The organism is Pseudomonas sp. DWP2-2 (assembly GCF_049897065.1).
GTDB lineage: Bacteria > Pseudomonadota > Gammaproteobacteria > Pseudomonadales > Pseudomonadaceae > Aquipseudomonas > Aquipseudomonas paracarnis.
This window is the reverse complement of record NZ_JAFCVN010000005.1, coordinates 357997-379197: the sequence shown is the minus strand read 5'-3', so window position 1 is coordinate 379197 and position 21201 is coordinate 357997. Positions and strand designations below refer to the sequence as shown.

At 61.2% G+C, this 21201-nt stretch carries 16 protein-coding genes; 4 read left to right on the top strand and 12 right to left on the bottom strand.

Going from position 1 to position 21201, the window contains the following annotated elements:
- The first annotated feature begins 31 nt into the window (after positions 1-31).
- Complete coding sequence (locus ACP7CZ_RS14450; protein WP_003195589.1) at positions 32-307, top strand: HU family DNA-binding protein; 276 nt, start codon at positions 32-34, stop codon at positions 305-307.
- A gap of 103 nt (positions 308-410) precedes the next feature.
- On the opposite strand, the gene ACP7CZ_RS14445 is transcribed toward ACP7CZ_RS14450, so the two are convergent.
- The 12 genes from ACP7CZ_RS14445 to tssA form a co-directional block, all read right to left on the bottom strand.
- Positions 411-785, bottom strand: coding sequence for a DUF4259 domain-containing protein (locus ACP7CZ_RS14445; protein ID WP_044269929.1), 375 nt, complete (start codon positions 783-785; stop codon positions 411-413).
- Between the two features lie 10 nt (positions 786-795).
- Complete coding sequence (locus tag ACP7CZ_RS14440) at positions 796-5166, bottom strand: RHS repeat-associated core domain-containing protein (protein WP_294188150.1); 4371 nt, start codon at positions 5164-5166, stop codon at positions 796-798.
- A 14-nt stretch (positions 5167-5180) separates the two neighbouring features.
- Entirely contained in the window at positions 5181-5615 is a 435-nt protein-coding gene (locus tag ACP7CZ_RS14435) for a DcrB-related protein (protein ID WP_014720504.1), read from the bottom strand.
- Positions 5616-5630: 15 nt separating this feature from the next.
- Positions 5631-7577 carry a type VI secretion system Vgr family protein gene (locus ACP7CZ_RS14430; protein WP_259038978.1) on the bottom strand — a complete coding sequence of 649 codons (1947 nt, stop codon included), beginning with the start codon at positions 7575-7577 and terminating at the stop codon, positions 5631-5633.
- Positions 7578-7733: 156 nt separating this feature from the next.
- Entirely contained in the window at positions 7734-10394 is a 2661-nt protein-coding gene (tssH, locus tag ACP7CZ_RS14425; RefSeq protein WP_072445651.1) for a type VI secretion system ATPase TssH, read from the bottom strand.
- Positions 10387-11430: a type VI secretion system baseplate subunit TssG gene (gene tssG / locus ACP7CZ_RS14420; protein ID WP_072445650.1), complete on the bottom strand. Its 1044-nt coding sequence runs from the start codon at positions 11428-11430 to the stop codon at positions 10387-10389. The genes tssH and tssG overlap by 8 nt, the downstream gene beginning before the upstream one ends.
- Positions 11394-13253, bottom strand: a complete 1860-nt coding sequence (tssF, locus tag ACP7CZ_RS14415; RefSeq protein ID WP_072445649.1) for a type VI secretion system baseplate subunit TssF — start codon at positions 13251-13253, stop codon at positions 11394-11396. Before tssF ends, tssG begins: the two co-directional genes overlap by 37 nt.
- Positions 13250-13765, bottom strand: coding sequence for a type VI secretion system baseplate subunit TssE (gene tssE / locus ACP7CZ_RS14410; RefSeq protein ID WP_003195563.1), 516 nt, complete (start codon positions 13763-13765; stop codon positions 13250-13252). Before tssE ends, tssF begins: the two co-directional genes overlap by 4 nt.
- 72 nt (positions 13766-13837) lie before the next feature.
- Positions 13838-14326, bottom strand: a complete 489-nt coding sequence (locus ACP7CZ_RS14405) for an Hcp family type VI secretion system effector (protein WP_003195562.1) — start codon at positions 14324-14326, stop codon at positions 13838-13840.
- A 155-nt stretch (positions 14327-14481) separates the two neighbouring features.
- A complete protein-coding gene (gene tssC, locus ACP7CZ_RS14400) occupies positions 14482-15978 on the bottom strand; it encodes a type VI secretion system contractile sheath large subunit (protein WP_003195559.1) in 1497 nt (498 codons plus the stop codon).
- Positions 15979-15980: 2 nt separating this feature from the next.
- Positions 15981-16487, bottom strand: a complete 507-nt coding sequence (gene tssB / locus ACP7CZ_RS14395) for a type VI secretion system contractile sheath small subunit (RefSeq protein ID WP_003195557.1) — start codon at positions 16485-16487, stop codon at positions 15981-15983.
- A gap of 54 nt (positions 16488-16541) precedes the next feature.
- Entirely contained in the window at positions 16542-17558 is a 1017-nt protein-coding gene (tssA, locus tag ACP7CZ_RS14390; RefSeq protein WP_034129111.1) for a type VI secretion system protein TssA, read from the bottom strand.
- A 393-nt stretch (positions 17559-17951) separates the two neighbouring features.
- Here tssA and tagH point away from each other — a divergent pair, with 393 nt between their 5' ends.
- The 3 genes from tagH to tssK are packed head-to-tail and all read left to right on the top strand — an operon-like array spanning position 17952 to position 21200.
- Positions 17952-19280: a type VI secretion system-associated FHA domain protein TagH gene (gene tagH, locus ACP7CZ_RS14385; protein WP_054919755.1), complete on the top strand. Its 1329-nt coding sequence runs from the start codon at positions 17952-17954 to the stop codon at positions 19278-19280.
- 57 nt (positions 19281-19337) lie between these two features.
- On the top strand, positions 19338-19847 hold the full coding sequence (gene tssJ / locus ACP7CZ_RS14380) for a type VI secretion system lipoprotein TssJ (RefSeq protein ID WP_034129109.1): 510 nt from the start codon (positions 19338-19340) through the stop codon (positions 19845-19847).
- A gap of 18 nt (positions 19848-19865) precedes the next feature.
- A complete protein-coding gene (gene tssK, locus ACP7CZ_RS14375) occupies positions 19866-21200 on the top strand; it encodes a type VI secretion system baseplate subunit TssK (protein ID WP_003195550.1) in 1335 nt (444 codons plus the stop codon).
- The last annotated feature ends 1 nt before the right edge of the window (position 21201 follow it).

Here is a 21201-nt window from a genome sequence, read left to right as displayed (position 1 = left end):
ACAACAAAAAACCGTCAAAGAGGCTTCACATATGCGTAAACCAGATCTCGCAGCCGCCATCGCTGAAAAAGCCGATCTCACCAAAGAACAGGCCAACCGCGTCCTCAATGCCGTCCTCGAAGAAATCACCGGCGCCCTGCACCGCAAGGACAGCGTCACCCTGGTCGGCTTCGGCACTTTCCTGCAACGCCACCGCGGCGCCCGCACCGGCAAAAACCCGCAAACCGGTGAGCCAGTGAAAATCAAGGCGAGCAACACCGTAGCGTTCAAGCCGGGCAAGTCGCTCAAAGACAGCGTCAACCCGTAAGTTAAGCGGTACCGTCTCGAAGGGAGGCGGGGCGGTAAAGAAGATGGGCACGCCGACTGGGTCGGGTGCCCATTTTTTGTTGGGTGCTGATGCGTATGCCAGATTAAGCCAGCTCGCCTAATCGCATTTTCAGAGCGTCGATTTGTTCCTCCACTGCGTTGATAACATCGGCACTGTCGCCCCACATATCAAGAAACCCCCATTCGTCATTGGGCGGATCAATCAGTTGGGTCAGTATTGAAATAGCCTGCTCGATCAGGGGTTTGAGTTGTGCCAGATATTCAGCTGGCCATATATAGGGGTTGCCTAGGGTTTGTAATAGATAACAGGCAGCCCTAAAGGCGTCATAACGTTCTTCAGCGGGATCAAACTGGCTGATTTCGTTGATCAAGACCGCAAAATTTTGTTGTTTCCAGAACTCCTGAAACCAGTCCGCGGCTTCATCGTTTTCCCAAGGGTTGTAATTCCAGGCGCCCATTTTTGACTCCTTAGCCACATTTTCCGAAACGTGATGGTTTGGATTTTTCTGTTGCGACCCAGTTGGGGTTTTTGAATAGCTCACGTGTACCGGCAGGCGCTCGAAGGTTGGAGGTTTTCCCGCCGTCTACGCTCCTGCCGCCATTTCGCACAATTTCACTGGCTTCGACCTTGTAGATTTCCTGGGCGGTGGCCCCGTTCATACTGTGTAACTGTACCGAGCTGATTTTGTCAGCCGGCAGTTTTCCAGAAGCGACATGCTGACTCAGTCTTGAGCCGAAGGTTTGATCAGTAGTAGAACCTACATAGAGCTTGCCATTTTTGTCAGTAAATCGATAAACACCGACTGATTTTGCATCCGAGCCAAGCGCCTCCAGGAGCGCTGGGTTCAGTCCAAGAGGATCGATCCAAGTCAGCGGGTTCGAGGCATAAGCGTAAAGATTCAAACCACCTGCCAGACCTATAGGGTCAGGTGTCGTAAAACGGCCAACGTCGGGGTCGTAATACCGCAAGGTATTGAAATGCAACCCGGTTTCTCGATCAAGATACTGACCCTGGAATCGCAGGTTTTGCTCCTCGATGAAGTACGCTTCTCGCACTTCTTCAAGGGGCGCGCCCCATGCTTCGTAGCGCGCTTGCCAAACTATGAGCCCATCAGTCTCAGTGAGGTACTCTGGCAGTCCGTTCAGGTCATTGTGGTAATACCGTACACACTGGTGTTTCCCCGTACCGTCCACTCGAGCTAGCGGGTCATAGCTGTAATTGTCATATAGATAGAGGCTGGTCTGGCTATGCCGATGTTCCTGTAAAAGACGCAAGCCATCCCAGTCGAAGCGTGTTTCTCCCAGGCAGAGCCCATTGGCGTCGTGTTCGGTTTTGCCAACACGCCGCCCCAGAGGGTCGTACACCATCCTCACAATCGTGTTCAGCGCGCCTTTCTGGCTATGTACTTCGATCAGGCGATGCTCGGCATTGTAAGTAAACCGTTGCAACCCGCGCGCCGTGCTGCTTTTCTCGATCATCCGTCCAAGGGTGTCGTACTTGTAACGTTTGTCTTGATAGGTGAGCAGGCGGTTATGCCTTACCAGGCCGCCTTGGGTCGGGCCGTCGAGCAAATTGGCGGCAGCATCATAGGCGTAGGTTTCGCTGCGTCCTGCTTGGTGGTTGACGAGGATACGTCCCGTACTGTCGTAGCCCAGAAGCTCTTGACGGTCAGTACGACGACGCCCGATCAGGTTATCGCTTGGGTCGTAGCAGTATTCAGTCTCAACCAACGGTGGCAATTGCCACGGTTGGTCAATACTACGACGCTGTCGCGAGCGAACCCGTCCACTTCGATCATAGGCGGTACTCGTTTTGAGTTGGCCCTGAGTGCGTTGCACTTCGCGGTGCAAACGATCCCGCTCGAAGTCGCTAATGACCTTACCATCGAGATTCAACTGATGCAGGTGGCCACTGCCGTAGTACAAGCGATTGAGCCACCGACCATCGGGCAAGCCGGTTTGAATCAGGTTTCCCAGTTCGTCGTAACGATGCTGCACAGAACCGGCCGAGCTCTGTTCCTCTAGGAGCTGCCCCATGGCGTCATAGCTGAAACCGAGTGATTGCTCACTCCCATCAGGCGCTGTGAAAGTGACACCGATCAGTTGGTCGCTCAGGTCGTGGACGTAGCTGGTAGTACCATCCGCAGTTATTTTGCTGACCAGGCGTCCAACCGGATCTCGCTGAAACTGGTGCGACAATGGGGCTACGGGTTCGCCTTCCGTCCCCGGCAGGTAATCCACGGCGACGACATCAGCCAGCGGATCATAGGTGTAGCGGCGCCGGCTCTGGTCAAGATCCTGCTGCTGTACCATGCGATCCGCTGCGTCCCATTCAAAGTGATAGCTCTCTCCGTTCTCATTGGTCAGTTTGCGCAGTCGCCCATAGTCGTCATGGTCGAACATCACGCTGCGGTTATGCGCATCCCACCGTTGGTTGACCAAGCCGCGACTATTATAGGCATAGCGTGTGACGGCGCCGCCGGGATCGATGTGAGCAAGCAGATAACCAGTGGCGCTGCGCTGGAACTGTTCCACGCGACCATCCGGAAGCTGGCATTCCAGCAATAGCCCTCGAGGTCCGTACCGGTAGCGCACCGACTCGCCTTCCGCATTGGTCTGAGCCACCAGATTGCCGAACGCATCGTATTGATAACGGGTGGGGTAACCCGAGCAATCTACCGCCTCGACCAACTGGTTCCATTCGTTCCAATGCAGTGTCTTGGTTTTTTCAGTGGCGTCGATGATTTGCACCGGCTGACCGAACCCGTCATACACATAGCGCGTACGGTTTCCCAGTGGGTCGATTTCCTCGACGCAATTGCCACGCTGGTCGTACCGATAATGCCAACTGTTGCCTGCCGGATCGGTTTCCACTTGGGGCAATGCCCAGTGCGCCAGCCATTGCGTGCTACTGGTTCTGGACAGCGGATCGATGACGGCGCTCAGGTTGCCGGACGCGTCATAGTTGAAACGCCACTGGCCTTTTTGCGGATCAATCGCACCGAGCAACTGGCGATCATCGTTCCACTCAAACTGCCACGTATGACCCAGGTTATCGACGTAGCGAGTGATCTGGAACTGCGGGTTCCAATGCCGGGTGCTAACCCGCATCAGGCCGTCGGTCACGCGGGTAATGCCGGCGTCCAGGTCGTAATGGAAGCTGTATTCATCACGCGCATCTGTCCAGTGGCGGCTGACGCGCCATTCCGGGCCGCCTGGCCCAGGTACTTCAGCCCATTGGTAGAAGCAGCGCAGGCCACTCGGCAATTGGTGTTCGACCATTCGCCGGTCATTGTCGTAGGCAAAGCGTCGAAGGGTTGTACCTTGCTCGTCCAGCACTTCAGCCAGATCGCCCACGCTGTCGTAGCGATAACTGACGAGCACATCGCTGCGCGCATCGAAATGGTCCTGGCGCAGGTAACGCCGCTCGATGTAGCTCACACGCCTAGGGTGTTCAGCCGAGTAGTTCAGTTCTACATGCATCAAGTCGTGGGTGTCGCGCAGGCGATACAGTCGGCCCTGACTGTCGTAGTCGAGGAAGATCCGCCCCTCATTGCGATCACCCAGCAGATGCAAGCGCATCCGCGAGTTATTCAGCGGGTCGGGCTCGAACAGGCGATACAGGCCGTCGATGCTCTCGATCAATACCGCGCCGTCGCCACTGCGCCTGACTGCAAGGCCTTGGCCCGGATCGAACGCTCCGCCGGACAGCGGGATGTAACCGATCTCCAGGCGGCGTCCTTGCTCGTCGATGTAGACCAGGTTTTCGTCCGCTTCTATCTCGATCGACACCTCATATGCGACGCTCCAGCCAGCGCCAAATAGGCCGTCCCGGCGTGTGTCGAGGCTGCTGTAAAAGCGCTGCCAATCTATCGGGAGCAATCCCTGTAACGTGAAGTCCAGTTCCTCATCCCCGCCCAGGATCTTGGCTCCCGTCGCGCTGTGCACTGGATTGGGCGAGCCATTCATGGCGCTCTTGAGCGCGGAGGTGACCTTGCTGGTTGCGTAAGAGACGGCGCCCCCCACCAGCAAGCCACCGACCAGGCAGGGCAGCTTGGTCCAGAAACACTTCACATTGCCCCGTAGCGCCATCACCACGGCAATCGCCAGCCCCACCCCTGGCGTTTTCCCGCTACGAATCTCCTGCACCACAATGGTCTCACCACCAATGCGCACATCCGGCGAAATCAAGCCCTGGGCGGTGCCAATCTTGGCGTCACAGGTACTGCGATCACCGCTGCGTGCCGCAGGCTGCCCGTTGATGAACACCGAGCTGGAACCTTCGGCAATAAACTGCAGGGGCATGGGCGGATGCTTGTTGCACGCCACGGTGTCCAGCGGGCACGGCTCGGTGCCGGGGGCGGGCGAGGCGACGGTCGGGCGCCACATCTGCGAGAAAAACTCCCCGGCCATATCCAGGAAGCTCGGCGCTGCCGGCTCGCTGGGCGCGACGGGTACAGCCGTCATCTTGCCTGCGGCGCGGGCGGCCTTTTTGCCATTGATGAATACGTTGTGCGAACCGCTGGTGATGAAGGCATCGATCACCGGCGGGAACACCCAGTTGGCGGCGGACTCGCACCAACTGGATATCTTCAAGTCCGCCCCCGTGAGGCCAGCGGTAATACCGACGACCGCGCCCACCACCAACACCAGGGCTACACCGCCGGTGGCGATGGTTGCACCCGTCGCGAGGAACACCGCCCCGGCAACGGCCAGGCAGCCCACGGTGGTGAGCGCCGCATAGGCGGCCACTTCCAGCACGCCGCCGAGAATATCGGCCATCACCGAGGTGTGCAGCAGTGCGTCGCCTTCGCGGGCCGCCCAAAGATCCTCACTCATTGCTCAGACTCGACTCAGGGCGTGGCGAGGAAGTGGAGTGTGTTTTTCAGCGTTGCCCAGTGTGCCGCTTCGGCAGGGCCCAGGGGCTGGGTCTTGACGTAGCTCAGGGCAATCAGATTGCGGGTACCAGGTATCTGCATCGCCAGCTGATACTGGTAAATGTTGTCGCTGCCTTTGTTGAAGTGGTTCTGCACTTCAAACGCATCGATGTCCTGCGCTGGGCCGACCTTGACCGCTTGTGCAGGGCTATAGCGCAGATCTTTGACCTGCTGCTCGAGTTTTTTCAGCTGGCCTTCAAAATTGCTTTGCAGGCTTTCGCCGTCCGCCAACGGGCTGCGGCTCACCACCAGGGTGGTGCCCAGCTTGGCGAACTTGAGGATATTGATGGAGGTGTCCTGTACCTCGGCGTCGGGAAGGGTGAATTGGGCTTCGTTGATCAGGTAGTTCATGGTGACAAAATCTCGTTATTGACCAGCACCGGGCTTACCGGGGAATTTTGACTCGACGGCGGACTTGATCGTGCTTTGCACGCCCTGGGCACCCGGCGAAGTGCCTTTGTCGCTGCCCAGGTTGATGTCCAGCTTGCCCTTCGTCTGGATCTTGCTGCTGCCGGTGGAAAACAGGTTGAACGAGCCACAGGTCAGGTTGATGTCGCCGCCAGCCTTGAGCTCAATCACGCTGTCGCCGCACACCAGGCGAAGACTCTCGCCGGCCTCGATGGTGTAACTCGTGGCGGCGCTGTCGGACTTGGCACCGCCCACGATCACCGTGTCGTTATTGCGCACAACCCGCAGGCGGTTACTGCCAATGGTCACCGTCTCGTTATGCCCAATACTCTTGTTGCGGTCATGCCCCACCGAGTGGCTTTCATCCACCTCCACCACGATGTCCTGGTTACGCTCGGCATGGATATACAACTGCTCCAACCCCTTCTTGTCCTCCATGCGGATTTCATTGAAGTTGGCCGGCGTTCCGCCCTTGCTGGAGCGGCTTTTCATGCCGCTTTGGGTGGCGTTCTCCGGCAAGTCGTAGGGCACCGTCTGCTCAGCGTTGTACACCCGCCCGGTGATGATCGGTCGGTCGGGGTCGCCTTCGAGGAAGCTGACGATCACCTCTTGGCCGATGCGTGGAATCTGCATCGAGCCCCAGTTCTTGCCGGCCCAGGATTGCGACACACGAATCCAGCACGAGCTGTTCTCGTTGGATTGGTCGTGGCGGTCCCAGTAGAAATGCACCTTCACGCGGCCGTACTGGTCGGTCCAGATTTCCTCGCCCTTGGGGCCTACCACCAGCGCGGTCTGCGGGCCTTTGACGATGGGGCGATGAGTGTTGGCCAGCGGGCGGAAACTCTGTTGGGCGTCGATGCAGGTCAGGCTGCTTTCGAACTGCGCCGAGCCTGAACCGCCACCGCTTTCCAGGCTTTCTTGCACGATGAAGTAACGGCAACCGACGATCAGGTACTCGCGGTTCTGGTCCTGGCGGCTGAAGCCGGTGAGGCTGAACAGATGGCCCGAGCCCAGGCCGCGCGCATTGCCGCTGAACTCGATCTGTTCATGCAGGGTTTGCAGGGCCTCGATGCGGGTGCGCGCATAGTGTTCGCCGTCGGCGCTTTGCACGTAGGTACCGGGGTAGTCGTACAGCGGGTAGTCGCCGGCGGTGTGCGGGCGCGGCATGGCCGAGCGCACGTCGATGCTCGCGCTGGGGCGCTGGAAGTCGTAGTCGTTGAGCTCCAGCGAGCCCGGCTGCACCTCCTGCGCCAAGTGCCAATTGTGCATATGGTCGCGTTCGCGCTGCTGCTCGTCCTTGGGGTAGTAGGGGATCGACGCGTAGCCGGGCACGCTGGTGTGGGCGCCATAGGCGTCGGCCAGCACCAGCACATGGCGGTCCTGTTCATGGCGGAAGAAGTAGTAGATGCCTTCCTGTTCCATCAGCCGGCTGACGAAATCGAAGCTGGTCTCGCGGTACTGCACGCAGTACTCCCACTCGCGATACGGCCGGCTCAGGGCGTCTTCGAAGTCGGAAAAACCCAGGTCGCGGAACACCTGCTTGATGATCTGCGGGATGCTCAGGTTCTGGAAAATCCGGCAGTCGGAGGTACGGCTGAGCAACCACAGCCATGGGCGCAGGGTAGCCTGATAACTGGCGAACTGGCCCTGGTCGATGTTCTGGCTGCAACGGGCGACGATGCCGTGAAAGTACCGCTCGCCACCGTCCGCCAGTTGCAGGCCGACGCTCATCGGTTTGCCCAGCAACTGGTTCAGGTCGATGTTGGCGTCCAGGGACGTCAGTTGCAGCTCATAGTTGAACAGCCGGCCCAGCTCTTCACCGCCGCCCATTTCGTTGAGCAGCAGCACATCCGGCCCCAGGGGGCTGGTGATCTTGGCCAGGCGTGAGGCTTGGTTGAATAGCATCGGTAGTCCCGTAAATACCGTCATCACTGACGGAACCGGATCAACTGTGGGAGCTGGCTTGCCTGCGATAGCGGTGGATCAGTCAACATCCATGCTGAATGTCAGACCGCTATCGCAGGCAAGCCAGCTCCCACACTGACCGTATTCCAACAATAGTTATTCGGTGTCGCTGAAGTCGTAGTGCAATTCATTATCCCGACTGCTGATCCGCACCCCCGCCAGTGCCTTGCCTTCCAACATGCGCGTGAGGAATTCGCGGCTCATGTCCGGCAGCAGGCTGTTGGTGAGGATGGTATCGATCATGCGCCCGCCACTTTCGGTTTCGGTGCAGCGCGAGACGATCAGGTCGACCACTGCGTCGTCATACTCGAACGCGACTTTATGGGTGTTCTCCACACGCTTCTTGATGCGGTTCAGTTGCAGGCGTGTGATCGCCTTGAGCATCTCGTCGCTCAGCGGGTAGTACGGGATGGTCACCAGGCGACCGAGCAAGGCCGGTGGGAAAATCTCCAGCAACGGCTGGCGCAGGGCCTTGGCGATTTCCTCGGGCTCGGGGGTGTTCGCCGGGTCCTTGCAGACGTGGGAAATCAGTTCGGTACCGGCATTGGTGGTCAGCAGGATCAGGGTGTTCTTGAAGTCGATCACCCGGCCTTCGCCGTCTTCCATCACGCCCTTGTCGAACACCTGGAAGAAAATCTCGTGCACGTCCGGGTGAGCTTTCTCCACCTCATCGAGCAGCACCACGCTGTAGGGTTTGCGCCGTACCGCTTCGGTCAGCACACCGCCTTCGCCGTAGCCGATATAGCCCGGTGGCGCGCCCTTGAGTGTGGACACGGTGTGGGCTTCCTGGAACTCGCTCATGTTGATGGTGATGACGTTCTGCTCGCCGCCGTACATGGCTTCGGCCAGGGCCAGGGCAGTTTCGGTCTTGCCCACACCCGAGGTACCGGCCAGCATGAACACGCCAATCGGCTTGCTCGGGTTGTCGAGACCGGCGCGGGAGGTCTGGATGCGCTTGGCGATCATTTGCAGGGCATGGTCCTGGCCGATGATGCGTTTCTTCAGGTGCTGGTCGAGGTTGAGCACGGTTTCCAGTTCGTTGCGGGCCATGCGGCCCACCGGGATGCCGGTCCAGTCGGCGACCACCGAGGCCACGGCCTGGTAATCCACGGTCGGCAGGATCAACGGGGTCTCGCCTTGCAGGGCGGTGAGGCGCTGTTGCAGATCGACCAGTTTTGCACGCAGTTCATCGTTGCCGCTGTCCACAACCCCGGCCTTCTCGCGCAGGGTTGCGCGGGTGGCGAGCAGCTCATCCACCAGGGTTTTCTCTTCGGCCCAACGGCTTTCCAGCGTGGTCAGACGCTCACGTTCGGCGGTCAGCAGCGCTTCGCTATGGGTTTGACGCGCTCCAATGGCAATGCCGATCGCATGCTCACGGGCGATGATTTGCAGCTCGGTTTCCAGGGCTTCGATACGGCGACGGCTGTCGTCCACTTCCGCGGGGACCGCGTGCAGGCTGATGGCGACGCGGGCGCAGGCGGTGTCCAGCAGGCTCACGGACTTGTCCGGCAACTGGCGCGCCGGAATGTAGCGGTGGGAGAGCTTCACCGAGGCTTCCAGAGCTTCGTCGAGGATCTGCACCTGGTGGTGTTTTTCCATTGTGGAAGCCACGCCGCGCATCATCAGCAGGGCCTTGTCTTCCGACGGCTCGGCAACCTGTACCACCTGGAAACGGCGGGTCAGGGCCGGGTCTTTCTCTATGTGCTTTTTGTACTCGGCCCAGGTGGTGGCAGCCACGGTACGCAAGGTGCCACGGGCCAGGGCAGGCTTGAGCAGGTTGGCCGCGTCACCGGTGCCGGCGGCGCCACCGGCACCTACCAGGGTATGGGCTTCGTCGATAAACAGGATGATCGGCTTGGGTGAAGCCTGCACGTCTTCGATGACCTGGCGCAGGCGCTGTTCGAACTCGCCTTTCATGCTGGCGCCGGCTTGCAACAGGCCCACGTCGAGGCTGCGCAGTTCCACGTCCTTGAGCGCAGGCGGTACGTCACCGGCGACGATACGCAGGGCGAAACCTTCGACCACGGCGGTCTTGCCCACCCCGGCCTCACCAGTGAGGATCGGGTTGTTCTGGCGCCGACGCATGAGGATATCCACCAGTTGGCGAATCTCCTCGTCACGGCCCACGATTGGGTCGAGCTTGCCGCTGCGGGCCTGTTCGGTCAGGTCCACAGTGAAGCGCTTGAGCGCTTCCTGCTTGCCCATCGCGCTGGGCGCCATGGCACCGCTGGCCTCGCCAGGGACGCCGGCATTGAAGCCATCGCTGGCGCTCAAGGCATTTTCTGGCGAGTCACCGACGTATTCATCAAAGCGCTCGCTCAGGGCCTCGGCCTTGATCTTGTCGAACTCGCCGGACAAACCCAGCAGCGCATGGCGCAGGCTCGGTGTCTTCAAGATGCCCAGCACCAGATAACCGGTGCGAACCTGGCTTTCACCGAACATCAGGCTGCCATACACCCAGCCGCGTTCCACGGCTTCTTCCACGTGGGACGACAGGTCGGTGATCGACGTCGAGCCACGCGGCAGGCGATCCAGGGCTTCGGTGAGGTCACGGGCCAGGCGCGCCGGCTCCACGTTGAACTGGCGGATGATGCGGTGCAGGTCCGAGTCCTGCAGTTGCAGCAACTGGTGAAACCAGTGGGCCAGTTCCACATACGGATTGCCCCGCAACTTGCAGAACACGGTGGCGGCTTCGATGGCTTTGTAGGCCACGCTGTTGAGTTTGCCGAACAGTGCGGCGCGACTGATTTCACCCATGCTCTGGATTCCTTGAGGTGGTGGCGTGGTCGGCGTAATGCCGGGCCAGGATTAGGTCGTTGGCGTCATGCGCAGGTTGGCCGAGCCAGGTGTTGAAGCCCAGGCGGAACTGGCCGTTGAGTTGCAGCGCCGGAACTTCGGGTTGTTGCAAAACCAGGTTCAAGTCCCAGTCCATTTCATGGCCCAGGTACTCGGCCACCCACGCCACCAGCTCGTTGAACGGCTGTTGGCCGGGCAGCATGCCCATGTAGTCATCCAGCGTGAGCGGGCCCAGGCGGATGCGGAATTTGTGCTGGCGGTCCCACACGTGGCTACCCAGGCAGAAGTCCACGCCCAACTGGTTGGCGCTGACCCCCACGCGGCTGCGTTCGGGCAGTTCCAGCCATTGGCCGACGTATTCCTCGATCTCTACCGGCAGGCCGAAGTACTCGCTGAGGATCGCTTTCAAGCCATCCGGGTAACGGGTTTGCGCCGACAGATGGCCGCTGTAATGCAGCTTCGCGGTATCGGGGATCAGCCCTTGATTGAGCAGGCTCGGCATCCCGCGGCCACTCAGGGCGGCGAGGCGGGCGGACCAGTAGTCATCGTCCGGGCGGTCATGGCTGACCGTTGGCCGCGCCTCGGCCCAGGCCCGATAGAACAGGGTCAGCAAGCGATGGTGGAACACATCCAGGAACTGCTTGCTGGTGCTGTCGGCGTTGTTGCGTTGGCGCTCGCGCACGTACTCGGTGATGTGCAGCGGCAGCGGCCCGTTGGGGCCGCCGAGGCCGAAAAAGAACTGCTCCAACCGCGCCGGCTTGCCGTCGCCACCGGGGTCGACCGAGGCGAGGGTGGCGGGTGCGAAGGTGCAATCGGCCTGCTGCCCCAGGCGCAGCGGGTCATCGGCCAGGCGTAGGGAATGGCCCAGGCGTGGCAGCTCGGGCGTTTCGCACTCGATGCGCCGCAATGCCTGGAAGAAGTCATATTCCCAGGGCTCCTGGTGCATCGCGTCCAGGGTTTTCACAGGGTCGGACGCCGTCCGGGCTTGGCTTTCCATCGCATGATCTCGCCGCGTTCGGTGGTACGGATCACCGTCTCGGTAAAGCTGTTGATCGACACGTAGCGTGCCAGGAAGCGCTCCAGCACTGCACCGAGCAGGAACACGCCGGTGCCGCGAAACGCGTTTTCATCGAACTCCAAGGTGATTTCCAGGCCGCGGCCAAACACAATCGGGCCAGGCATCGGCAGGCGTCGAGTCACCGCCTTGCTGCTGACCTCGCGCAGGCCCTCGATCTGCAATTGCAGGGCGGCGTCATTGCTGTCGCCGTACAGGCGCAGCAGTTCGCGCAAGGCGCCCGCGCCCTGGCCCTCTTCGCTCAAGGACAGGTAGTTGAGCGACAACTGGCTGATCAGGCGCCAGGCCTTGGCGTCATGCGCATGGCTGGCACGCGGGCGGCTTGGCCCGGCGACGCACCGCACGGCCAGTACCGGCGCACTGTCGGCCAGGGTGAAGTCGGTCTTGCCGTTGCCCACGCTCATGAACAGCGGCAGGTCCCGGTTGGTGCACAGTGCCGTCACGCCCAACTGGCGCAGGTCATGGCGATACGGCGCCTGGCGGCTGTCCACCAGGCTGACGAAGGTTTCACTGCCCACATAAGTGGAGCGCGGGCCATTGCGGCGCTGATCGCTGGACAGCACACGCGGCTCGCGGCGCACGCTGTAATACGCTTGGTCGCGGCCATAGCGCGACGGATCGCGCACCGCATAGAACGGCAAGAACGGCTGCTCCGGTCCGGTGCCATGGCCAGTAATGCCGCTCAAGGAGTGAATCTCGAAATCCATCGGCCGCGTACGGTCGGCGATCACGTGGTGTTCATTGACCCGGTCGGACAAATGGATGCGGTCCACGCGCTTGGGGAACAGGTTGATGGCGGGCGTGCAGAACGGCAAGAACTGCGCCGCGCCGACACTGCCTTCCAGGCTCGGTTCGTGGCGGTCGAACAGCACGATCAGTTCCAGCTCCTGGCCGTCACACCGTTTGACCGCACGGCTCAACTCGGCGAACTCAACGAACAGGAAGCGATGGGGCAGGGCGAAGTACTCCTGCAACAGGCGATAGCCCTGGAACGCCCGCGCTACCACCGGCATGGCCGCATCGGCATCATCGAACCCCCGCGAGCGTAACGCGCCCTGGGGCAGGCGCTCGACCCAATCGCCACCGGGCTCGCGCGCAAACACCGCGCAGGCGTTGCCCAGTAGTTGTTCGTAAAGGCGAAACGGTTGTTCATCAGCGCCGCTCAGGTACAGCGGCAAGGTATCCAGGTCGAGGCTGTTGAACGGCAGCTCGGCACCGGTGCGCAGGGTCAGGCGCAGGCCGGCCTTGGCTTTCGGTTCGCTGGCGGCCAGGCGCCCGAGCACGGCGGCGGGGTTGCCGAAATATTCGGCGTTGCTGACCTGCAACGGCCACAGTGTCACCGGGTGCGCGGTGCGGTACTCGCAGCAGGTCTGGGTTTCACGGCCCAGGGCGGCACGCAGCACCGTGTCACGGGGTAGCGGGAAACCGCCGGCCAGGGAGCCTTCATCGGGGTCGGTCTGCAGTTGCACTACGGTCATCGACGGCGTCGGTGCCAGGTAGTGCGGGTAGGCGATTTCCAGCAAGTTGTGGGTGAAGGTTGGGTACTCGGCGTCGAGCTTGAGCTGCACGCGGGCCGTGAGATAGGCGAAGCCTTCAAGCAAACGTTCGACGTACGGGTCGGCGCAGTCCATACCGGACAGGGTCAGCCGACTGGCGATCTTCGGGTATTCCTTGGCGAACTCGGCGGCGCTTTCGCGCACGTGGTGCAGTTCCTGGTTGTACAGCTCCAGCAGGCGCGGGTTCATGGGCGTCTCCGCTGGTCGGCATTCAGCACGCGCACATGGCCGGACTCCAGGTCCACGTCGGTCTGCAACAGCAAACGCAACGGCACCGGCTGTGCCCACAGGTCGCCTTCAATCTCGAAACTCAGGGCGTTGTGATTCATCTCGCCATGGCCCATGCGCGCCTTGACTCGCAATGTGTGGCGCAAAATACGCGGCTCGAAAGTGGCGATGGCCTGGTAAATCAGGGCTTCCAGGGCTTTGATATCGACGCTCGAAGCGCTGTTGCCCGCCAGTGCCGGCAGGCCGTAATTGACCACCGAAGTGCCGGCCGGGGTGTGCAGCGTGGCATCGGTATCGAGTAACGAGGTGGTGTTAAGCAACCACGCCAGGTCACGCAGCACCGAGGCCTTCAATTGGGTCAGGGACAGCACGCGTTTGTCGGCGCTTTCCTTGGGGTTGGTCGGGTCGTCGTCGGTCAACCGGTCCAGCAGGGACGGTTGCAGACGGTCGCGGGAAGCGATTTCAGTTACCACCAAAGCAGCTCCACGGACGGGTTGCGAGAGGGACACAATGGCCGTGGCACCGGGCCACGGCCACAAGGGCTATCAGCGTTTGGTGTTGGAACGGATGTTCCAGCCAAACTTGATGGCGCCGCCGTCTTTGGTGCCGTCGGCTTTCTGCGGCTGGTAGTCGACCATCACTTGGGCAAAGTTCAGGGTGACGTTTTCGGTCAGGCGATCATCGCTGCCCGAACCGCCGGTGCTCAAGGAGGTGACCAGCACTTCTTCCAGGTTGATCACCATGTACTCGACCTGGCTCTCGCCACCGGCCTTGCGCACGGTCAGCTTGACCTTATCGATGTGCTTGCCGCTGGCGCAGTGCATCATCAGGTTGGGCGAAGCCTTGTCGACGTACTTGGTCAGCGACAGGTCCTGGATATTCACCTTGCCCGCGCCACCGCCACCGCCGACGTGCATGTTGCCGGACTGGGACATGCCCCAGCTCCAGTTCAACACATCGATTTCGTCCTTGTGGGCCTTGTCCATGGACTCGCCCTTGATGTCGCCGATCTTGATGAAAATATCAACAGCCATGTTTTCTCCCTGTGTGGCCCATGCCACTTGATTGGGTGATCGTTCCCACGCTCTGCGTGGTAACGCATCCTGTGACGCTACGCGTCACCGGGACGCAGAGCGTCCCGGGCGGCATTCCCACGCGGAGCGTGGGAACGAGCTAGCTCAATCGTTACTTATGCGCTTTTTGCCGAAGGCAGTTTCGATACCAGGCGCAACGACACCGTCAGCCCTTCAAGCTGATAGTGCGGGCGCAGGTAGAACTTGGAGTTGTAATACCCCGGGTTGCCTTCGACTTCTTCCACGATCACTTCGGCCGCCGCCAACGGGTGCTGGGCCTTGGTGGTTTCGGTGGAGTGCGCCGGGTCGCCGTCGACGTAGTTGAGGATCCAGTCCTGCAACCAGCGCTGCATTTCGTCCTTCTCTTTGAAGGAGCCGACCTTGTCGCGCACGATGCACTTCAAGTAGTGGGCGAAACGGCAGGTGGCGAACAGGTACGGCAGGCGTGCGGCCAGGTTGGCGTTGGCGGTGGCGTCCGGGTCGTCGTATTCGGCAGGTTTCTGCAGCGACTGGGCGCCGATGAACGCGGCGAAGTCGGTATTTTTCTTGTGCAGCAGCGGCATGAAACCGTTCTTCGCCAGTTCCGCTTCACGGCGGTCACTGATGGCGATTTCGGTCGGGCACTTCATGTCCACGCCACCGTCATCGGTAGGGAACGTGTGGGCCGGCAGGTTTTCCACTTCACCGCCAGACTCGATGCCGCGGATGCGCGAGCACCATCCGTAGTGCTTGAACGAACGGTTGATGTTCACTGCCATCGCGTAGGCGGCGTTGGCCCAGGTGTACTTGGAGCTGTCGGCGCCGTCGGTGTTTTCTTCGAAAGCGAAGGCTTCCACTGGATCGGTCTTGGCGCCGTACGGCAGGCGTGCCAGGAAGCGCGGCATGGTCAGGCCGATGTAACGCGAGTCTTCCGATTCACGCAGCGAGCGCCAGCCGGCGTATTCCGGGGTGGTGAAGATCTTGGTCAGGTCGCGTGGGTTCGACAGTTCCTGCCACGAGCCCATGCCCATCACGGTCGGCGAGGCCGCAGCGATGAAAGGCGAGTGCATGGCGGCGCAGACTTTCGACAGCTCGCCCAGCAGTTCCACGTCGGGCGGCGACTGGTCGAAGTAGTAGTCACCCACCAGGCAGCCGTAAGGTTCGCCACCGAACTGGCCGTATTCTTCTTCGTACATCTTCTTGAAGATCGGGCTCTGGTCCCACGCGGTGCCCTTGAATTTCTTCAGGGTCTTGTGCAGGTCTGGCTTGGAGATGTTGAGCACGCGAATCTTCAGTTGCTCATCGCTCTCGGTGTTATTGACCAGGTAATGCAGGCCACGCCAGGCGCTTTCCAGTTGTTGGAAATCCTGGTGGTGGATGATTTGGTTGACCTGGGCGGTGAGCTTGGCGTCGATGGCGGCGATGATCGATTCGATCGACTTGATCGCGTCGTTGGACACCAGGTCGGTTTGCGCCAGGGCCTGTTCAGCCAGGGTGCGCACCGCGGTTTCAACGGCTTCGCGGGCACGCTCGGTCTTGGGCTTGAATTCTTGCAGCAGCAGGTTCGCGAACTCGCTGGCTTCTTCGGTGGTACCCAGGATCTGGCTGCCTTCGCGGGCGGTATTGTCCGTCATGATTACTGCTCCCCTGCAGGCTTGGGCGCGCTGGCAAGTGCCTGAAGCAATGCCGGGTCCTTGATCGCCTTCATGATGATTTCTTCAGCGCCAGTCTTGCCGTCCATGTAGGTCAGCAGGTTGGCCAATTGGGTGCGGGCTTCGAGCAGCTGGTTCAGGGAGTCGACCTTGCGGGCCACGGCGGCCGGGCTGAAGTCGTCCATGCTTTCGAAGGTGATGTCCAGGCTCAGGTTGCCTTCGCCTGTCAGCTCATTGGGTACGTGGAACGCGACGCGTGGCTGCATGGCCTTGAGGCGTGAGTCGAAGTTGTCGACGTCCACCTCAAGGAACTTGCGGTCGGCCACGGGTGCCAGCGGCTCGGCAGGCTTGCCGGCGAGGTCGGCCATCACGCCCATCACGAAGGGCAGCTGGACCTTTTTCTCGGCGCCGTAAAGCTCGACGTCGTACTCGATCTGCACTCGAGGCGCACGGTTGCGCGCGATGAATTTCTGAGAACTTTGCTTCGCCACGTTGCTGCTCCTGGTCGCTTGAGCGACGGTGTTGTTACTGCACGGTCCGGCGGCTTACTCGCTGTCGGGGCCGCGCAGGTTTTCAAATTGGGACATGCCATCGGGAATCAGATTGCGCACGATGGCCGCAAAGTCGGCATGTACCAGATTCTTGGCTCGGTTCAACAATACCGGCAGCGGGCTCGAAGGCTCGTGGCGGGTGTAGTACGCAAGGATCTTGTCGAGGCTGCGCAGCACATCGTCGCGGGTGGCGATGTCGCCCGTCGGGCGAGGGGCTGCGGGCGCGGCGGCGTCGACCGAGGGGGCATTGTCTTCACTGACGGCCTCGGGATCGCTGCTGCTGTCGGTGCCTGGCACCGCTTGATTGAGAAGTTGCAGGGCCTGTTTGAGCGGCTGCTTCAAGGCGCTGAGGTCCACGCCCTGGGCGGAACCGACTTGGTCATTGACCTGTTGCTCAATGGCCTCGCACGCCGTGCGCGCCGCGCTCAAGGCGTCGCGGGTGGCTTGCAGTTGTTCGGGGTCGCTGTCCAGGAACGCGGCGTTGAGTTGCTGGTTGCCCAACTGCTCATCGGCAAAACTCTGCAGGCCGCTGGCGTTGAGCGCGGCGCGCAGGCTCACGGGCCCGAAGGTGCGCGAGCGTGTCAGGATGCTTTCGCGCAGCAGCCGAATATTGGTTTCGCAGGTCAGGCCGGTAAGGGCGTTGATGCGCACGGTGGGGTCGTTGTCATCGTCGGCATCCAGGCGCGGATGCAGATCGGCCCAGTATTGGCGCAGCAAGGCGTTGATCAGCGTGAGGACTTCGGCCAGCCCGGCCACACCCTGGAGGGCGAGGGTGCTTTGCAGCAGAAAGTGGGTGATGCGCAGGTCTTTGCTGCGCTGCAACAGGTCGAGGCTTTGCTGCTGGATGCTGCGCCACTCGGGCGGCTCAGCGGGCAGGATCGAGTCGCCCATGCTGCGTTCGGGTTGACCCTTGGCATCACGTTCCAATTGCAGAAATTGCGCGTCATATTCCATGTCCTCGCCACAAGGCGACGTCGCGGAAACGGCGGTGAGCAGCAACGGCACATCCACTGAATTCGATCTCCTTATCGGCCCGCTGGATGGCGGGCAATTCATGCACTAGTTGCGTAATGAACTTTGCATGTTTTCTTGGTCATACACTCAGTGCGCCACTACTGTGCCATCACTGATGTTCAAGAAGTTGTGCATTTTTGGTGTAGTACTTATGGCTTGTCAAGGTAAGCTATTCGCCCTCTGTGACAGATGTGCGGTGTTTAACAACCTGCGCGACTGGCGAGTCGAAAGGCGCGCCCAGAGCGGATTTTTGTCATGGAAGCCAGTTAAGATCAGCGATCATGCTGGTAAAAGCAGATTTTGGCGGTCGTTTGTACGACAGGACGGGACTCTCCAGGGCGGTGCTGCCTCCTGGGTAGACTGCGCGCGATGTATCAGCAAGGAGGCAAGATGTCGCTGTGTTTGACTATCACTAGTTATCACAAGATCACCCCTGGGCAATGCCCCGAAAAGTCCATGGATCAGGGCGTGATGGCTATTGGCCGCAGTTCTGACAATGACTGGGTATTGCCCGACCCTGAGCGTCTCGTCTCTTCGCAACATTGCGTTATTCAATACAAAGATGGCCGTTATTACTTGACCGATAACAGCACCAATGGTGTGGAGTTGGTCAAGGCGGGTATTCGTATGCGTCGGGGTAACAGCGAGCCGTTGCAAGATGGTGAGTTGATCCGCATCGGCGATTACGAAATCCAGGCGCGTATCGACTTCAACGTGCAGGCCATCGACAGCCAGCCATTTGCCGGTGACTCACCCAACAGCTTTGAAGCGCTGATGGGCGCCGTGGCGAGCCAACCTGCGCCCACACCGATGATCGCGCCGCAGTTCCAGGGCGCCTCGGCTATGGAAACCTTGCCAGACCTGTTCGACTTCCTCAGCCCCACCGCCGTGCCGCCGCCCACCGTGGCGGACCATGTGCCGTCCGAGCAACACGATTTTCGCCCCCCGGCTCCAGTGGCCGTACCGGCGCCCGAAAAGCCATTGGTGCAAGGCTCGGTGATTCCCGAAGACTGGGACCTGTTCAGCGACGCGCCCGCACCCGTCGTCAATGCTGCGCCCGCCCCAGCACCGATCCTCCCGCCGCCGCCCGTGGTCGAGCCTGTTGCGCTCCCCGTGGCCAATGCCGAGCCACCACCGGACCTCCTGCAAGCCTTCCTGCGCGGTGCGGGCCTGGACCAGTTGCGCCTGGACAAAGCCGACGCCTGCGCGCAGATGGAAAGCATCGGCCGCAGCTACCGGCTGATGGTCGAGGGCCTGATCGACGTATTGCGCGCCCGTGCCAGCCTCAAGGGCGAGTTCCGCATGCAGCAGACAATGATCCGCCCCGCCGAAAACAACCCATTGAAATTCGCCCCGAATGCCGATGAAGCGTTACTGCTGTTGCTGCGTCATGGCAACCAGGCGTTCATGGCGCCGGACCTTGCCGTACGTGACAGTTTCGACGACCTGCGCGCCCACCAGTTGGCCGTGATGGCTGGCGTGGAAGCGGCGATCAAGCACTTGCTCACGCGCTTTGAACCGGCGCAGCTGGAGGAGCGCATGGGCAAGCCCGGCGGCCTCTCCAGTCTCTTCAATGGTTCGCGCCAGGCCCAGTACTGGCAGCAGTTCACCGAGCTCTACAGCAACATTTCCCGCGAGGCCCAGGACGATTTCCAGGACTTGTTCGGTCGTGAATTCAGCCGGGCCTACGAAGAACACAGTGCACGACAGCGACGCTGAAAACGCCTCGCACCAATGGATAAAACGGATAGCTAAATACGTCATTGAGGACGCAGGATGATTCCCAGGTTTTTACTCGCAGCCGCTACCGTGCTGCTGCTGACGGCGTGTGCCAACGACACTGCCAAACCCCAGGCGGCTGCCGAGGCCGAAGCTGACACGGCCGCCGTTGAGCTGCATTTTCACGCGATTGCCGGGCTTAACCCCGGTGCCAACGGCCAGGCCGCGCCGGTGCGGGTGCGCATTTTCGAATTGAAAAACGCCGCGACCTTTTCACGCTCCGATTACTTCGCCCTGGCTGACCGTGCGCAATCCACCCTCGGCCTCGACCTGCTGGACCAGGACGAAGTGATGGTGCAGCCCGGCCAACAACTGAGCCTGCAGCGCGATCTCGACCCGTCCACGCGCCAGATCGGCTTGCTGGTGGGCTACCGCGAGTTGGACCGTGCGCAATGGCGCACGGTCATCAACGTGCCGCCGCGCCAATACAGCGAATACCAGATCAGCCTCGACGTGCATGCCGTGCGCGCCGACGTCGTGGCTTCCCCATCCAGCCCAGCCCAATAACAAGCAATCGGAGCCCCCATGTCCTGGAACAATCGCGTGGTCTGGTCGGAAGGCATGTTCATCGGAACGCAGCACTTCCAGCAGCATGACCGTTACCTGGAAAACCTGATCGATGCCCGCAGCCGCCCGTTGTCGGCGGGTGCCTGGGGGTTCTCCGAGCTGCTGATCGACCAGGGCCTGCTGGCCCAGGGCAAGCTGGCGATCGTGTCGGCCCGCGGCCTGTTGCCCGATGGCACGCCGTTCAATATTCCCCAGGACGACCTGGCGCCGAGCCCGTTGAATATCGACGACAACCTGCGCGACGGCCTGGTCTACCTGGCCCTGCCGCTCAAGCGTGCCGGCGCCCGTGACACGGTGGACGAGGGCGAGGCCCTGGAAGCCGCGCGCTACGTGAGCCAGGTGCGTGAAGTGCGCGACGACAACGCCCCGTTCGAAAACCGTGCACCGGTGGCCGTGGGGTCGCGGGCGTTGCGCCTGCTGACGGCGCAGGACGGCATCAGCGACTACGCGGCCATCGGCCTGGTACGCATCAAGGAAAAGCGTGCCGACCGTGCGTTGGTGCTCGATGACACTTACATCCCGCCCGTGCTGGACGTGGCCGCGAGCAAACCGCTGACGGCCTTTCGCAGCGAACTGCTGGGCCTGTTGCACCAGCGTGGCGAAGCCCTGGCCGGCCGCGTGGTGGCCTCGGGTGCCGGGGGGGCCTCGGAGATCGCCGACTTCATGCTGCTGCAACTGGTCAACCGCGCCCAGCCGCTGATCCAGCACTTCAGCCAGTTGAGCCCGTTGCACCCGGAGCGCTTCTTCAGCGAACTGGTCAGCCTGGCCGGTGAGTTTTCCACCTTCTCAACCTCCAGCCGTCGCCCCCAGGAATACCCGCAGTACCAGCACGATGACCTGGCCCTGAGCTTCATGCCGGTGATGGCGGCCTTGCGTGAGGCGCTGTCGATGCTCATCGACAGCAAGGCCACGCCGATCCCGATTGTGGAGAAAGCCTACGGCATTCATGTGGCGATGCTGGCCGACAAGACCCTGCTCGACAACGCCAGTTTCATCCTCGTGGTGCGCGCCGATGTGCCCGGCGAAACCCTGCGTGCGCGTTTCGGCCAGCAGAGCAAGGTCGGCTCGGTGGAGCACATCCGCGACATGGTCAACCTGCAACTGCCGGGCATCGGCCTGCTGCCGTTGCCGGTGGCGCCGCGCCAATTGCCTTACCACGCCGGCAGCACCTACTACGAGCTGGACCGTGGCAGCGAGCACTGGCAGCAGCTGAATAATTCCGGCGGTTTCGCCTTCCATATCGCCGGGCAGTTCCCGGGCTTGAACCTGGCCTTCTGGGCGATCCGAGGATAAT